The 15,457-nt window shown below is 72.5% G+C and carries 15 protein-coding genes; 11 read left to right on the forward strand and 4 right to left on the reverse strand.

Annotation, left to right across the window (positions count from 1 at the left end; genetic code table 11):
- Positions 1-520: 520 nt before the first annotated feature.
- Genes ACIRPU_RS15575 through mtnB form a run of 3 tightly spaced genes read left to right on the forward strand, consistent with a single transcriptional unit; the run spans position 521 to position 2,456 of the window.
- Entirely contained in the window at positions 521-1,120 is a 600-nt protein-coding gene (locus ACIRPU_RS15575; RefSeq protein WP_403866862.1) for a 1,2-dihydroxy-3-keto-5-methylthiopentene dioxygenase, read from the forward strand.
- Positions 1,117-1,851 (forward strand): acireductone synthase, encoded by a 735-nt coding sequence (gene mtnC, locus ACIRPU_RS15580; protein WP_403866865.1) that lies wholly within the window; start codon positions 1,117-1,119, stop codon positions 1,849-1,851. The genes ACIRPU_RS15575 and mtnC overlap by 4 nt, the downstream gene beginning before the upstream one ends.
- A complete protein-coding gene (gene mtnB / locus ACIRPU_RS15585) occupies positions 1,848-2,456 on the forward strand; it encodes a methylthioribulose 1-phosphate dehydratase (protein WP_403866868.1) in 609 nt (202 codons plus the stop codon). The genes mtnC and mtnB overlap by 4 nt, the downstream gene beginning before the upstream one ends.
- Before the next feature lie 122 nt (positions 2,457-2,578).
- Here mtnB and mtnA read toward each other — a convergent pair whose 3' ends face one another.
- Positions 2,579-3,610 (reverse strand): S-methyl-5-thioribose-1-phosphate isomerase, encoded by a 1,032-nt coding sequence (mtnA, locus tag ACIRPU_RS15590; RefSeq protein ID WP_403866872.1) that lies wholly within the window; start codon positions 3,608-3,610, stop codon positions 2,579-2,581.
- 380 nt (positions 3,611-3,990) lie between these two features.
- Between mtnA and ACIRPU_RS15595 the strand changes: the two genes are divergently transcribed.
- The 8 genes from ACIRPU_RS15595 to ACIRPU_RS15630 all read left to right on the forward strand — a co-directional run bounded on the left by ACIRPU_RS15595 (position 3,991) and on the right by ACIRPU_RS15630 (position 12,472).
- A complete protein-coding gene (locus tag ACIRPU_RS15595) occupies positions 3,991-5,046 on the forward strand; it encodes a BMP family ABC transporter substrate-binding protein (protein WP_403866875.1) in 1,056 nt (351 codons plus the stop codon).
- Entirely contained in the window at positions 5,027-6,559 is a 1,533-nt protein-coding gene (locus ACIRPU_RS15600; RefSeq protein ID WP_403866878.1) for an ABC transporter ATP-binding protein, read from the forward strand. The genes ACIRPU_RS15595 and ACIRPU_RS15600 overlap by 20 nt, the downstream gene beginning before the upstream one ends.
- Positions 6,556-7,617, forward strand: coding sequence for an ABC transporter permease (locus ACIRPU_RS15605; RefSeq protein ID WP_403866881.1), 1,062 nt, complete (start codon positions 6,556-6,558; stop codon positions 7,615-7,617). Before ACIRPU_RS15600 ends, ACIRPU_RS15605 begins: the two co-directional genes overlap by 4 nt.
- Entirely contained in the window at positions 7,617-8,483 is an 867-nt protein-coding gene (locus tag ACIRPU_RS15610) for an ABC transporter permease (protein ID WP_403866884.1), read from the forward strand. Before ACIRPU_RS15605 ends, ACIRPU_RS15610 begins: the two co-directional genes overlap by 1 nt.
- Positions 8,480-9,238, forward strand: coding sequence for a nucleoside phosphorylase (locus ACIRPU_RS15615; protein ID WP_403866887.1), 759 nt, complete (start codon positions 8,480-8,482; stop codon positions 9,236-9,238). Before ACIRPU_RS15610 ends, ACIRPU_RS15615 begins: the two co-directional genes overlap by 4 nt.
- Positions 9,235-10,530, forward strand: a complete 1,296-nt coding sequence (locus tag ACIRPU_RS15620; RefSeq protein WP_403866890.1) for an amidohydrolase — start codon at positions 9,235-9,237, stop codon at positions 10,528-10,530. The genes ACIRPU_RS15615 and ACIRPU_RS15620 overlap by 4 nt, the downstream gene beginning before the upstream one ends.
- 116 nt (positions 10,531-10,646) lie before the next feature.
- Positions 10,647-11,318, forward strand: a complete 672-nt coding sequence (locus ACIRPU_RS15625) for a FadR/GntR family transcriptional regulator (protein WP_020128291.1) — start codon at positions 10,647-10,649, stop codon at positions 11,316-11,318.
- A gap of 218 nt (positions 11,319-11,536) precedes the next feature.
- A complete protein-coding gene (locus ACIRPU_RS15630; protein WP_384123812.1) occupies positions 11,537-12,472 on the forward strand; it encodes a PAC2 family protein in 936 nt (311 codons plus the stop codon).
- 123 nt (positions 12,473-12,595) lie between these two features.
- On the opposite strand, the gene mshC is transcribed toward ACIRPU_RS15630, so the two are convergent.
- The 3 genes from mshC to ACIRPU_RS15645 form a co-directional block, all read right to left on the reverse strand.
- Positions 12,596-13,825, reverse strand: coding sequence for a cysteine--1-D-myo-inosityl 2-amino-2-deoxy-alpha-D-glucopyranoside ligase (gene mshC / locus ACIRPU_RS15635; protein ID WP_403866895.1), 1,230 nt, complete (start codon positions 13,823-13,825; stop codon positions 12,596-12,598).
- 165 nt (positions 13,826-13,990) lie between these two features.
- The gene (locus ACIRPU_RS15640; protein ID WP_403866898.1) at positions 13,991-14,833 is read right to left on the reverse strand and encodes an SCO1664 family protein; all 843 of its coding nucleotides are present in this window, start codon (positions 14,831-14,833) and stop codon (positions 13,991-13,993) included.
- Positions 14,797-15,387 carry a DUF3090 domain-containing protein gene (locus ACIRPU_RS15645; protein WP_384124691.1) on the reverse strand — a complete coding sequence of 197 codons (591 nt, stop codon included), beginning with the start codon at positions 15,385-15,387 and terminating at the stop codon, positions 14,797-14,799. Before ACIRPU_RS15645 ends, ACIRPU_RS15640 begins: the two co-directional genes overlap by 37 nt.
- Between the last annotated feature and the right edge of the window lie 70 nt (positions 15,388-15,457).

The following is a 15,457-nucleotide window of genomic DNA, read 5'->3' on the forward strand; positions in this document are numbered from 1 at the left end:
ACGCAGAGGGGTGGGGCGGAGGGGAGGCGAAGCAGGGATGCGTGAGCCCGGAGCGAAGGACGGGAACAAGCCACCGCGCGTGGCGGGCGGCGCCCCGGGAACGGGGGCGCGTCGGAGCTCCGGGAGGGGTCAGCGACAGCTGGCTGTGGTCGACCGGAGCAAGTCCACGTACAGCCGCCGCACGAGCAGCAGCGTCTTCATATGCAGATCATGAGAACGATTCCAGCCACCCGTCAAAGGAATGGACGCCGCATCTCAATACCCGAGACAACGATTACGTCACAGGCGGTGGACGTGCCGCCGGGAGTTACCATCACGGAACCGGCATCCGACCCGGCACAGTGAGGCCCCGATGACCACATATCGCGCGAACGCGCTGCGCATGCCCCGCATGCGGCGCTGTCCCGGCGCGCTGTGTCGCGGCTGAGTGACCGTCCTCGCCGCCCGCCTCGCCCTTCCCCTCCCCGTCCGATCCGTCTCGGTATCCGGACATCCCTTTCAGAATCCTGGAGTTGCTTCCATGACGCTGCTGACGACCTGGCCCGAGTCCGGCCCGGAGACCCTGGTCCGCCGCACCTCCGACCCCGTCGAGATCGCCGCGGCCCTCGAGCCGCTGGGCGTGCGCTACGAACAGTGGCCGGTCCGCTCGGACGTGCCGTTCGACGCCGACAGCGAGACGGTGTTCGCGGCGTACGGCCCGGAGATCGAGAAGCTGAACGAGGAGGAGGGCTTCACCACCGTCGACGTCCTCGGCCTGCACCCGAGCGACGACCCGGAGTTCCCGGCGAAGGCGAAGGCGGCCCGCGAGAAGTTCCTCCAGGAGCACACCCACGACGACGACGACGAGGTCCGCTTCTTCGTCTCCGGCTCCGGCATCTTCTACCTGCACGTGAACGCCGAGGTGCACGCCGTCCTCTGCGAGAAGGGCGATCTGCTGGGCGTGCCGCGCGGCACCACCCACTGGTTCGACATGGGCACCCGGCCGTCGTTCACGGCGATCCGCTTCTTCCACGAGGAGGACGGCTGGATCGGCAGCTTCACCGGCTCCACCATCGCCGGCCGCTTCCCGGACTACGACACGATCGCGGCCGGCTACGAGGCCGACCGGGCCGCCGCGTGAGCGTGCGCGGCCTGACGTACGACGTGGACGCCGTGGTGCTCGACATCGAGGGCACCACGAGCGCCACGGGCTTCGTGGTGGACGTGCTGTACCCGTACTCGCGCGCCCGCTTCGCCGAACTGCTCACCGAGCGGGCCGGGGAGCCCGCGGTGGCACGGGCGATCGAGCAGGTGCGGGAGCTGACGGACCGGCCGGACGCCGACGCGGCCACGATCGAGAAGACGCTGAACGCCTGGCTCGACGAGGACCGCAAGGCGACCCCGCTGAAGAGCCTCCAGGGCGTCATCTGGTCCGAGGGCTTCGCACGCGGCGACCTCGTCTCGCACTTCTACGACGACGTCGTGCCGCGGCTGCGCGCCTGGCACGCGGCGGGGCTGCGGCTGTACGTCTACTCGTCGGGTTCGGTGTCCGCCCAGCGGGCCTGGTTCACCAACAGCCCGGCGGGCGACCTGACCTCGCTCGTCTCCGGTCTGTACGACACCGAGAACGCCGGCCCCAAGCAGGAGCCGGAGTCGTACCGCCGTATCGCCGTCTCGACCGGCGTGCCGGCCGACCGGCTGCTCTTCCTCTCCGACCGGCCGGGGGAGCTGGACGCGGCCCGCGAGGCCGGCTGGCACGCGGTCGGGATCCGGCGGCCGGGAGAACCGTATTTCCAGCAGGGCGTCGGCGACCACGCACAAGCGGGGACGTTCGACGAGATCGCCGTCAGCAACTCCAGGAGCACCTCATGACCGCCGACCTCACCGCACTCGACCTGGAGGAGGCGGGGGCGGTCCTCGCCGCCGAGTCCGCCCGGTTCGCCTCCTTCGGCTGGATGCGGGGCACCTCCGGCAACCTGTCGGTCGTGCTCACCCGCGATCCGCTGCGGCTCGCGGTCACCGCGAGCGGCCACGACAAGGGTGAACTGACGCCCGCGGACGTGGTGCTGGTCGACGGGGACGGTGCCGCCGTGCAGGGGGGCAAGCCGTCCGCCGAGGCCGAGCTGCACGCGCGCGTGGCCGCGCTGACCGGTGCCGGTGCGGTCGTGCACGTGCACACGGTGGCCTCGGTGGCGCTCGGCCACCGGCACCCGGGCGGGATCGTCTTCAAGGACCTGGAGATGCTCAAGGGCCTCGGCCAGCCGGCGCACGACGTCGAGGTGACGCTGCCGGTCATCGCCAACAGCCAGGACATGAAGGTCCTCGGCGACCGGCTGGAGGCGGCCCGCGAAACCCGGATGCCGGCGGTCGTCGTGGCCGGGCACGGCCTGTACGTGTGGGGCGACACCCCGCGCCAGGCCCGCCACCACACCGAGGTCGTCGAATGGCTCCTGGAGCTGGAGCTGACGCGGCGCTGACCACGACGGACACGCGGGTCACGCGGGTCACGCGGGTCACGCGAAAGGCCACGGTCCCCCGACCGTGGCCTTCGGTGTGTCCGGCACGGCCGGTGCGCGCAGTGGTGTGCGAAGTGGTGTGCTCAGCGCAGCCGGTCCCCGGGCAACTCCCCCGTGGACACCTCCAGGACGCCCCGCTCGGTCACCAGGCCCGTCACCAGTCGGCCCGGGGTGACGTCGAACGCCGGGTTGTGGCCGCGCGACTCGGCGGGCGCCGTCCGCACCCCGCCCCACTCCAGCACCTCGTCCTCGCCGCGGAGTTCGATGTGGATGGCTGCGCCGTCCGGCGTCGAGAGATCGACCGTGGTGGTGGGCGCCGCCACCAGGAACGGTATGCCCGCGTCGGCGCAGGCGAGGGCGACCCCCACGGTGCCGACCTTGTTGGCGGTGTCGCCGTTGGCCGCGATGCGGTCGGCGCCCACGATCGCCGCGTCGACCTGGCCGCGCAGGATGGTGCCGGCGGCGGCCCCGTCGGCCTGGACGAAGTGCGGGATGCCCTCCTGGACCAGCTCCCAGGCGGTCAGGCGCGAGCCCTGGAGCAGCGGGCGGGTCTCGTCGGCGTAGACGACCTCGAGGCGTCCGCGCGCGTGCAGTTCGCGTATGACACCGAGGGCGGTGCCCCATCCCGCGGTGGCCAGCGCGCCGGTGTTGCAGTGCGTCAGGATCCGCAGCGGGCGGTCGTCGCCGACCCGCTTCAGCAGCCAGTCCGCGCCGAACGCGCCCATCGCACGGTTGGCCTCGACGTCCTCGCGCTGGACCGCGGCCGCCTCCGCCAGGACCGCGTCGAGCCCCTCGTCGAAGCGGGTCATGACCCGGTCCACGCACACCATGAGGTTGACGGCGGTCGGGCGCGCCTCGCGGACGCGGGCGACGGCCTCGCGCGTCTCGTTCTCCGTCCAGCCCTCGCGCTCACCCTGGAGCAGTGCGATCGCGACGCCGTACCCGCCCGCGGCGCCGATCGCGGGGGCGCCGCGCACGACCAGCCGCTGGATCGCGTCGACCAGGGTGTCCACATCGTGGACATCGACGGTCACGGTGCGATGCGGAAGAGCGGTCTGGTCGATCAGCGCGAGGCCGGTTCCGGTCCACTCGACGGCGCGCAGTTCCTGGGACATAACGGGACGCTCCTGATGTTCCAATGGTGTTCGACACCGTACATGACCTCGAAGAACACCCGAGGAACGGTGAGCGAACCAGAGTTCGGGACACCCGGGCCGATGTCCGGAAACGAGTGTTAGAGTCCAGCACCTGCATCCGCAGGGCGATACCAGCATCCCGCAGATCGAGACGAAGGGGGAACGCATGCCGCTGCTCACCAGGCGCCGCTTCCTCGACTTCGGCCGCTGCGCCGGCGACGGCTGTCGCGGCTGAGTCCGTCCCCTCGGCCCTCCCCCGCGGTCTCTGCCGCACCGAGCACCGTCGCTCACCTCACCCCGCCGTACGCGCGCACCTCAGCATCGTGATGCGCCGCTCGGCATACCCGGAAGGTTCCCCGATGCCCCGCAGACACCGCCGCTCCGTGCAGCTCGCCGCCCTCGCGACCGGCACCGTGCTCCTCGCCACCGCCTGCAACGCCGCCGCGAAGAAGGACGATTCCGCCACGAGCGCGAGCGGCGGCAGCGGCAAGTCCTTCACCCTCGTCACCCCCGACGCCGTCGGCCAGAACGAGTTCCTCAAGCTCGCGGTGACCGGCGTCGAGAGCGCGGCGAAGCAGCACGACGGGACCCAGAAGGTCTACGAGTCCACCGACACCGCCTCGCAGCAGCAGAACGTGCAGGCCGCGGTGGACGCCAAGCCGGACGTCATCGTCCTCGTCGGCTTCGAGTTCGCCGACATCGTCGCCCAGCAGGCCGCGAAGAACCCGAGCCAGCAGTTCCTGATCATTGACGCGTGCACCACCAAGACCTTCAAGAACGTCAGTTGCGCGGTCTTCCGTGAGCACGAGGGCGTCTATCTCGCCGGCGCCGAGGCGGGCCTGCTGAGCAAGTCCGGCAAGGTCGGCGCGGTCGACGTGCTCGACACCCCCCAGTTCCGCCGCTACAGCGACCCGTTCGCGGCCGGCGCCAAGAAGGTCGCCGCCACGACGGAGACGTCGACCCGCTTCGTCGGCGGCCAGTCCCCCTTCGACGACTCGGCCCGCGCCAAGGAGCAGGCGAACACCCTGCTCGCCAAGGGCTACGACCAGATCATGGCGGCCGCGGCGGCCGGCAACTACGGCGTCTTCGAGGCCGCGAAGGCCAAGGGCGCGTTCGCGTACGGCGTCGACGTCAACCAGTGCGCCTCGGCGCCCGGCACGGTCGTCGACAACGTGATCAAGCGCACGGACATCGCCGTCGAGAAGGGCGTCGAGACGGTCCTCGGCGGCACGACCGGCACGACCGTCTCGTACGGCCTGAAGGAGGGCGGCATCAGCCTGACCGGCCTGGAGGACGGCGTGGACACGTCGAAGTGCGTGATCGCCGACCACAAGGACGTCCTGACGAAGGTCGAGGCGCTGCGCGACCAGATCGTCTCCGGAGAGCTGAAGGTCGATGACCCCGCCGCCTCTTGAGGACCTCGCCGTCGAGCTCCGGGGAATCACCAAGCGGTTCCCCGGCACGCTCGCCAACGACGCCGTCGACCTGACCGTCCGCCGCGGTGAGATCCACGCCCTGATGGGCGAGAACGGCGCGGGCAAGTCCACGCTGATGTCGGTCCTGTACGGCATGGAGCGCGCCGACGCCGGGTCGATCCGGATCGACGGGCGGGAGGTGCGGTTCACGAGCCCCTCCGACGCCATGGCCGCGGGGCTCGGCATGGTCCACCAGAGCTTCAAGCTGTTCGACTCGCTGACGGTCGCCGAGAACGTCGTCTACGCAGCCGAACCGCGCCGCTTCGGCCTGGTGGACCGGGCAGCGGCCCGCCGCCGGGTGCGCGAACTCGCCGCGGAGCACGGGCTGGCCGTCGATCCCGACGCCCGGGTCGGCGACCTGCCGGTCGGGCTGCGGCAGCGCGTGGAGATCCTCAAGCTGCTGCACCGGGGCGCCCGTACGCTCATCCTCGACGAGCCGACGGCCGTGCTCACCCCGGCCGAGGCGGACACCCTGTTCGGCGTGCTCAAGTCGCTGACCGCGCAGGGCCGTACGGTCGTGCTCGTCACCCACAAGCTGCGCGAGGTGCTGGAGGGCAGCGACCGGGTGACCGTCCTGCGGGACGGCCGGGTCGCCGCCCGGCTGGTCACCTCCGACACGACGGCCGACGAGATAGCCGCCGCGATGACGGGCCGCGCGGTGGAGCTGGACCGCGTCCACGCACCGGGAACGCCGGGTGAGCCGGTGCTGCGGGTCACCGGTTTCCGCACGGATTCCGTCCACGATGTGGACCTCACCGTGCACGCCGGTGAGATCGTCGGTATCGCGGGGGTCGCCGGGAACGGCCAGAGCGAGCTGGTCGAGGCGCTGGCAGGGCTGCGCCCGGTCGCCGCCGGACAGGTCACGCTCCAGGGCGACGACATCACGCACGCCTCGGCCACCGAGCGGCGCGCGAAGGGGCTCGCCTACGTCCCCGAGGACCGGCACGCGGTCGGTACGGCCCCCGCCGCCTCGGTCGCGGACAACCTGGCGATGGGCCACCACCGCACCACCCTCTCCACCCGTGGCCTGCTGCCGCCCGCGGCCGTCCGCGCGCACGCCCGGCGGCTCGTCGAACGCTTCGGCGTCAAAGCGGCGACCACCGAGGTCCCCGCCTCCGCGCTGTCCGGCGGCAACCTCCAGAAGCTGCTCATCGGCCGCGAACTCGCCCATGAGGCACCGCTGTTGCTGGTCGAGCAGCCGACCCGGGGCGTCGACATCGGCGCCATCCAGAACATCCACGACCAGTTGATCGCCTACCGCGACGCCGGTCACGCCGTCCTCCTCGTCTCGGCCGAGCTGAGCGAGATCCGCGGCCTCGCGGACCGTGTGCTCGTCCTGTACGAGGGCCGGGTCGCGGCCTCGTACACCAAGGACGAGGCGGACGAGCGGACGCTGGGCCTCGCGATGGCGGGCGCCCCCGTGGAGGCCACCGAGATGAACCCACTGACATGACACGCATATCCGGAGCCCTGCGCTCCCCCCTCACCTTCTCCGTCCTCGCGGGCCTCGTCATCGGCGCGCTGTTCCTGCTCGGCACCGGCGCGGACCCGGTCTCGGCCTACGAAGCGGTCGTGACCGGCGCGCTCGGCGCCGACGGCATCGGCTCGACCCTGACCACCGGCACCAGCGTGCTCGGTCTGGCGCTCGCGCTGGCGATCCCGCTGCGGGCCGGGCTGATCAACCTCGGCGGCGACGGGCAGATGGTGCTCGGCGGGATCACCGCCGCCGTGACCGGCCTCTACTCGCCGCTCCCCGCGCCCCTCACCGTGGCCCTGGCCCTGCTGGCCGGCATGGCCGCGGGCGCCGGGTACGCCGTCCTGGCCGCCCTGTGCGAGAACCGCCTCGGGGTCCCGCTGCTGGTCAGCAGCCTGCTGCTCAGCTACCCGGCGGTGTCGCTGGCCTCCTACCTGGCGCGCTACCCGCTCAAGGAGCCGGGCTCCAGCCTGCCCCAGACCCGGGCGCTGCCGGACGGGGTGGCGCTGCCCGCGTTCGGCGACTCCACGGTCACCCTCGGGCTCGTCCTCGTCGTGATCGCCGCCGCCGCGTACTGGTTCACCGACCGGCGCACCGCCGTCGGCTACGAGATCCGCATGACGGGCCTCAACCCCCGCTTCTCCGCGTACGCGGGCGTCGAACGCCGGGGTCTGACCCTGAAGTTGATGGCGCTCTCCGGGGGCCTCGCCGGGCTCGTGGGCGCCATCGGCGTGCTGAGCTTCCCCTACCGCTTCGTGGACGGCTCGCTCACCGCCCCCGGCTACACCTGGACCGGCCTGACCGCGGCCCTGCTCGCCACCGCGGCTCCGCTGGGCACGGTGGTCGCCGCGTTCTTCTTCGCCGTCCTCCAGGTCGGCGGACTGGCGATGGAGCGCACCACCGAGGTGCCGCGCGAACTGACCCAGGTGCTCCAGGCGATCGTGATCGTGTTCCTCGCGGCCCGACTGCGCTTCCCCGGCCACCTGTTCCCCAGCCGTCCGTTCGGCCGCCGCGCGCGGGAAAGCGAGGCGGTGTGATGTTCCTCGACTCCGATCTCCTCATGTCGGCGCTGCGCGCGCTCACCCCGATCCTGCTGGCGGCCCTCGGCGGCGCCCTGTGCGAGCGCGCCGGGGTCTTCAACATCGGCCTCGAGGGCATGATGCTGATGGGCTGCTTCACCTCCGTGGCGACCAGCTGGTTCACCGGCAGCCCCTGGCTCGGCGTCCTGGCCGCGGCCCTCGCGGCGGCCACGTACTCGCTGATCCTGGCCGTGGGGGCGGTCACCCTGCGCGGGGACGCGGTGGTCCTCGGCATCGCCATGAACCTGCTGGCCGTCGGCCTGACGAGCTTCCTGCTGCGCACGGTCTTCGGCGTGCAGGGCACCTTCGACGATCCGTCCCTGGCCGGGCTGCCGCTCATCGGCGGCTTCACCCCGCTCGCGTACCTCTCTTGGGCTGCGGTCGCGGTCGCAGCCCTGCTGCTGTCGCGGCATGTCTGGGGACTCCGGCTGCGCGGGGTCGGCGAGGCGCCCGACGCGGCGGCCACCCTCGGGGTGAGCCCGGCGAAGTACCAGTACGGCGCGATCCTGCTGTCGGGAGTGCTGTGCGGACTCGCGGGCGCCCAGCTCGCCCTCGGCAACGTCACGTTGTTCACGGAGAACATGACGGCGGGCCGTGGTTGGATCGCTGTCGTGGCCGTCATGCTGGGCCGCGCCGCGCCCCTGGGCGTCCTGCTCGCCGCGCTGCTGTTCGGGCTCGCCGAAGCGGCCGGGTTCCGCCTCCAGGGTCTCGGCCTGCCGCAGCAGGCGACCGACGCCGCGCCCTATGTCGTCACGCTCGGCGCGCTGTTCCTCACGACGGCCCGCCGCCGTCGCCGCCCCCGTACCACCGGAGCCGTCCAATGACCCAGGATCTGCTGCCCGTCACCCGCATCCCGCGCACCGGTCTCCCGGCGCACGCCGTGGTCGTCGGCGACCCGGCCCGCGCTGCGGCCGTCGCCGCGCTCCTCGACGGCGCCGAGGAGGTCTCGTACCACCGCGAGTACCGGGTGTTCAGCGGAAGCTGGAAGGGCCTGCCGGTCGTCGTCGCCTCGCACGGGGTGGGCGCGCCGGGCGCGATCCTGCTGTTCCAGGAACTGGCGGACGCGGGCGTCGGCACGTTCCTGCGGTTCGGCACGGCGGGCGCGATGAAGCCGGGCATCGGGGACGGCGACCTGGTCATCGCGGAGGCGGCCGTCCGCGACGACGGCGTCACCCACCAACTGCTGCCCCCGGAGTACCCGGCGGTGTCCGCGCCCGAGGCGGTCCTCGCCCTCCAGCGGGCGGCCCGCCAGGCCGGCGCCCCGCACCACCGGGGCGTCGTGTGGACCCGGGCGGCCTTCCAGCCGGGCCTGCTGCCGCTCTTCTCCTATGCCGGCGCCGGGCTCGCCGCCATCGAGATGGAACTGTCCGCGCTGCTGGTCACCGCCTCGCTGCGGGGCCTGGTCGCGGGCGGGGTGCTGGTGATCGACGGGGCCAACGCCGACGAACTGGTCGACGAACAGGCCACGGGCGGCTACGACCCGCACCGGGAGATCGTCGCGGCCGGCGTCGAGCGCGGCGCGGTGGTGTCGCTGGAGGCGCTGCGGCTGCTGGCGGAAGCGGAAGGCGACCAGGCGTGAGCATCGACCTGTTGGTGCACGGCGGCGACGTCCTGACGATGGACGACGCCGGAACCGTCGTCCAGGGCGGGGCGGTCGCGGTCCACGAGGGCGCGATCGTCGCCGTGGGACCGGCCCACGAGCTGCGCGAGCGCCACACCGCCGCCGAGGAGATCGACGCCGCCGGCTGTCTCGTCCTCCCCGGGCTGATCAACACGCACACCCACCTCGCGATGACCCTGCTGCGCGGCCGCGCCGACGACGTCACCCTCCAGGGTTTCCTGGAGCGGGTCCTGAAGTGGGAGGCGGAGCTGCTGGCGCCGGAGAACGTGGCGGCGGCGGTGCGGCTGGCGGTCGCGGAGAGCCTGCGGGCCGGAGTGACGTCGGCGCTGGACATGTACTGGTTCCACGAGGCGGCCGAGCGGGCGGCCCGTGCGGCGGGCTGGCGGCTGCACACCGGACCGACCTTCATGGACGTGCCCGGGCCGCCGGACGGCATCGCGTACGAGGAGCGGCTCGGGTGGGCGCGGCGCGACCTCGAGGCACGCGGGCCCGCCCGGCCCGGCCACCGGCCCGTCGTCTTCGCGCACTCGGCGTACACCCTCTCCCCCGGCCAGCTCACCGAAATCTTCGCGCTGGCCCGCGAGTTCGGGGCCCTGGTGCACATCCACGCGGCCGAGAACGCCACCGAGGTCGCCACCGTCGAGGTGCTGCACGGGAAGCGGCCGGTGGAGCTGCTCGACTCCCTCGGGCTGCTCGGCCCCGACGTGCTGCTCGCGCACGCCGTCGACCTCACCGGGCCCGAGATCGCGGCGCTGGCCCGCACGGGCACGGCCGTCGCCCACTGTCCGGTGTCGAACCTGAAGCTGGGCTGCGGCATCGCGCCCGTGCCGCGACTGCTGAGCGCGGGCGTGACGGTGGGTCTGGGCACGGACGGCGCCGTCAGCTCCAACTCGCTGGACGTGCTGGGGGCCGTACGGCAGGCGGCACTGGTGCACAAGGCGGCGGGCGACCCGACGGCGGTCGGCGCCGAGCAGGCCGTACGGATGGCGACGATCGAGGGCGCGCGGGCGCTCGGGCTCGACGAGCAGCTCGGTTCGCTGGAGGCCGGCAAGCGCGCCGACCTGATCGTCCTCGATCTGGACGCACCGCATCTGCGGCCGCGCCACGACCCGTGGTCGACGCTGGCGTACGCGGCGCACCCGTCGGACGTGCGGGACACCGTCGTCGACGGGCGGGTGCTGATGCGCGATCGTGCGCTGACCACGGTCGACGAGCGGGCGGTGATCGCGGATCTGGAGGCACTGCTCTGATCTGCCCCCATAATGGCGCTGAGACATCCGATGTCTGGATCTGATGTCCGGATCCGATGTCGGGATCTGATGTCTGAATTCCGATGTCTGGGCGACGAACGACAGGGAGGCCGGTCATGGCAGTCACCGACGAGGCGATCGAGAAGATCAAGGGCATGATCGTCTCGGGTGCGCTGCGCCCCGGGGACCGGCTCCCCAAGGAGAGCGAGCTGGCCGCCGATCTGGGCCTGTCCCGCAACTCCCTGCGGGAGGCGGTGCGCGCCCTGTCGCTGATCCGGATCCTGGACGTGCGGCAGGGCGACGGCACCTACGTCACCAGTCTCGATCCGCAACTGCTCCTGGAAGCGCTGAGTTTCGTCGTCGACTTCCACCGCGACGACACGGTCCTGGAGTTCCTGGCCGTGCGCCGCATCCTGGAGCCGGCCGCCACCGCGATGGCCGCCCTGCGCATCAGCGAGCAGCAACTGGACGCGCTCGACGCCCAGTTGGACAAGCTCGGGGCCGAGCCCTCGGTGGAGGAACTGGTCGCGGGCGACCTGGAGTTCCACCGGGGCATCGTGCAGAGCGCCGGCAACTCGGTGCTGTGCTCGCTGCTCGACGGGCTGTCCGGGCCCACCACCCGGGCCCGTATCTGGCGGGGTCTGACGCAGGAGGACGCGGTCGCCGGCACGCTGCGCGAGCACCGGGCGATCCTGGCGGCCCTGCGCGACCGGGACGCGGAGGCGGCGCGGTCCTGGGCGACGGTGCACATCGCGAGCGTGGAGCAGTGGCTGCGCTCGACGCTGTGACTCCGAGACGTGCGCCCACCCCGTGCACCCACCCTGTGCCCCCACCCTGTGCGCCACCTGTGAGTCGATGCCGTGAGTCGGGTCCGGCCAGGGGTGTTCGGGGGTGGCGAACGGGGCAGTGATCCGTTCACTCCCCCGTGCAAGGGGGCTGCGAGCGCCCCCGCGGAACGCCGTAAGGTTGGGTGGTCAAGCGAGGGCACGTCGGAAGGAGGCGCTGGGTGATCGAGCTCGAGGGGGTTCCCGAGCTGATCGACCCGGTCATGGTGGCCGCGTTCGAGGGCTGGAACGATGCCGGCGACGCCGCCTCCACCGCGGTCGGGCACCTGGAGCGGGAGTGGAAGGGCGAGGTGTTCGCGGCGCTGGACGCCGAGGACTACTACGACTTCCAGGTGAACCGCCCCACGGTGTGGATGGACGCCGGCGTGCGCAAGATCACGTGGCCGACGACAAGGTTGTCGGTCGTCCGGGTGGGCGGCGACAAGCCACGCGACCTGGTGCTCGTCCGCGGCATCGAACCGTCCATGCGCTGGCGCTCGTTCTGCAACGAGCTGCTGGGCTTCGCGCACGAGCTGGGCGTGGAGCTGGTGGTCATCCTGGGCGCCCTGCTCGGTGACACCCCGCACACGCGTCCGGTGCCGATCAGCGGGACCACGTCCGACGCGGACCTGGCGCAGCGGATGGACCTGGAGGAGACCAAGTACGAGGGCCCCACGGGCATCGTCGGCGTCCTCCAGGAGGCGTGCTCGCACGCGGGGGTGCCCGCGGTGAGCCTCTGGGCGGCCGTGCCGCACTACGTCTCGCAGCCGCCGAACCCGAAGGCGACGCTGGCCCTCCTCAACCGCCTCGAGGACCTGATCGACGTACGCATCCCCCTGGGCGAGCTGCCCGAGGACGCGCGTGCCTGGCAGGTGGGCGTGGACCAGCTGGCCGCCGAGGACACCGAGGTCGCCGAGTACGTGCAGACGCTGGAGGAGGCGCGGGACACCGCGGAGCTGCCGGAGGCGTCGGGCGAGGCGATCGCCCGCGAGTTCGAGCGCTATCTGCGGCGCCGGGACGGCGGCGGCCCGCCCGGGCCCGGGGAACGGACCCGGCCCCCGAAGCCGCCGAAGCCGAGTGGTGACGTCTCCGACGACAGCGATTCCTCGGAGGACTGATTCGGAGGACTGGTACAGCGGGCAGGACACAGGACCGACAAGGGGCGGTGCGCTTCGGCGCACCGCCCCTTGTCGTACTCGGTGGCGTACCCGGTGGCCTACCGGGTGGAGAGACGCCTTCGGCTACAGCGCCACGCCCAACAGCGCGTCCACGGCCCGCGAGACGACACCGGGGGCCCCGATGTCCGTACCGCCCCGCTCCTGCTGGAGCGCCGCCCAGCGGTCGACGACGGCGAGGGCGGCCGGGGCGTCGAGGTCGTTGCCGAGCGCCTCGCGGATCTCCTCGACGAGCGCCTCGGCGGGCGGCCCGTCGGGCCGGGAGACGGCGGCGCGCCAGCGCCCGAGCCGGGCCTCGGCGTCCGCCAGGACCTGGTCGGTCCACTCCCAGTCGGCCCGGTAGTGGTGGGCGAGGAGGGTGAGCCGGATGGCGGCGGGGTCGATGCCGTCCTGGCGCAGCTTCGAGACGAAGACGAGGTTGCCCCGGGACTTGGACATCTTCTCGCCGTCCAGGGCGACCATGCCGGCGTGGACGTACGCCTGGGCCATGGGGAACTCGCCGGTCAGCACCTGGGCGTGGGAGGCGCCCATCTCGTGGTGCGGGAAGGCGAGGTCGGAGCCGCCGCCCTGCACGTCGAAGCCCATCCCGAGGTGGTCCAGGGCGATGGCCACGCACTCGATGTGCCAGCCCGGCCGGCCGCGGCCGAGCGAGCCGCCGTCCCAGCTGGGCTCGCCCTCGCGGGCCGCCATCCAGAGCATCGGGTCGAGCGGGTTCTTCTTGCCGGGGCGGTCGGGGTCGCCGCCGCGCTCGGCGGAGAGCAGCCGCATGGCGGCCGCGTCCAGGCCCGAGACCCGGCCGAAGTTCGGGTCGGACTCGACGGAGAAGTAGACGTCGCCGTCGAGCTCGTAGGCGGCGCCGGCGTCCCGCAGCCGTTCGACGAGCGGGACGATGCCGGGTATCGCCTCGACGGCGCCTATGTAGTGTCGCGGCGGCAGCATCCGCAGGGCCGTCATGTCCTCGCGGAAGAGCGCCGTCTCCTTCTCGGCGAGGGCGACCCAGTCGACGCCGTCGCGTTCGGCCCGCTCCAGGAGCGGGTCGTCGACGTCGGTGACGTTCTGGACGTAGTGAACCTGCCGCTTGGTGTCGAGCCACACGCGCTGGACGAGGTCGAACGCGTTGTAGGTCGCCGCGTGACCCATGTGGGTCGCGTCGTACGGCGTGATGCCGCAGACGTAGATACGGGCGACGGGACCGGGGTCGAGGGAGACCAAGCCGCCGGTCGCGGTGTCGTGGATCCTCAGGTCGCGGCCCTGACCAGGCAGGGCGGGGACCTCGGAAGCGGGCCAGGCATGCATGTCATGAGCCTAACCGGACGGAAGTTGCGTATACGAACCGGAGCAGGCCAGATGGCCGGGAAGGCCCTCTTGTGTGATGCCGGCCGGCGTGCTTTCCGGGCGGCACGCGTTCCGGCCGGCGTCTCGGCGTACGGCCGCCGGCCAGACCCTCAGACCCTCAGACCGTCAGACCGGGGGCCAGGGGATGGCCGGCCAGTCGCCGCTCGGCTCCGGATGCTTCCCGGCCGCCAGCAGCGCGTCCGTACGCGCGCGTGCGGCGTCGACTTCGGCGGGGGTGATGAGGGCGGCCAGGGTGACCGCCAGCCGTCCGCCGGGCTCCAGGGCGCCTCTGAGGCCCTCGAGCACCTCGACGGCCTCGTCGGTCAGGGTCTCCCCCGCCCAGCCCCACAGGAGCGTACGCAGCTTGTTCTCGGCGTTGAAGGTGACCCCGTGGTCGATGCCGTACAGCCGGCCGTCGGCGGTGGGCAGCAGGTGGCCGCCCTTGCGGTCGGCGTTGTTGATCACCGCGTCGAGGACGGCGAGCCGGCGAAGCCGTTCGTCGTCGGCGTGCACCAGCAGCGCGGTCCGGCCCTCGCCGACCTCGGCGAACCCGATCGCCCGCCAGCCCGGCTCGGGCTCCTCCGCGTCCACCAGGGCGAGCAGCTCCGACTCCGGGGCCGTCTCGATCCACAGCTGGCACATGCCCTCGCCGTGCGGCCCCTCCCGCAGCACGGTGGGCGGCACGAGGCCCCAGCCGGTCGCCTCGGAGACCTCGTAGGCGGCGACCTCGCGCTGGGCGAGGGTGCCGTCGGGGAAGTCCCACAGCGGCCGCTCCCCGGCGACGGGCTTGTAGACGCAGGCGGCCTCACGGCCCTCGTGCGCGACGGTGCAGTACAGGGCCGCGTTCGAGGCGCCGCGGATGCGTCCGCGGACGGTGAGCTCGCCGCGCGCGAGAAGTTCGTACGCCGCCGCGGCGGCCGGGTCGGTGGTCGTCACGCCCCCCGGCGGTATCCGTTCTGACGCGGACATACGTGTCCTTCCGGATCGAGCGGCAGGCTGCACAGCGGACACGGCGGCCGGCCCGCGTTGACGACATCGAGGGCGCGTTTGGCGAAGGCCCTCGCCTGCGCGCCGCTCAGCCGGACCCGCAGCATCGGGGGCCCGTTCTCCTCGTCCTGGAGGAGCTTCTCCTCGGCCTCGGCGAGGTCCTCCTCGGAGTCCGCGTCGAGCTCCACGAGGGCCTGCGCCTCGACGATCATGCGCTGTTCCTCACCGTCCCAGGCGAGGGCCATGGTGCCGACCCGGAACTCCTCCTCGATCGGAGTGTCGAGGGGGCCCGTGTCGGTGTTCTCGGCGGGCGACATCGCGGGCACGGGGGCGCTGCCGCCGCTCCGGCGGACGACCTCGTCCAACAGTTCGTCCATGCGCTCGGCGAGCGCGGCGACCTGGGTCTTCTCCAGGGCCACGCTGGTCACTCGGGCGCCGGCGGTGGCCTGGAGGAAGAAGGTACGGCGCCCGGGCAGTCCGACCGTACCGGCCACGAAGCGGTCCGGGGGGTCGTAGAGGAACACCTGACGGGACACGTCCTGTCTCCATGGGAATCGTGGGTGATCGTGGGGCCGGGGAACGCGTGGGGGAACGTCCCTGCGGGTA

Source organism: Streptomyces sp. NPDC102259, from assembly GCF_044766465.1.
GTDB lineage: Bacteria > Actinomycetota > Actinomycetes > Streptomycetales > Streptomycetaceae > Streptomyces.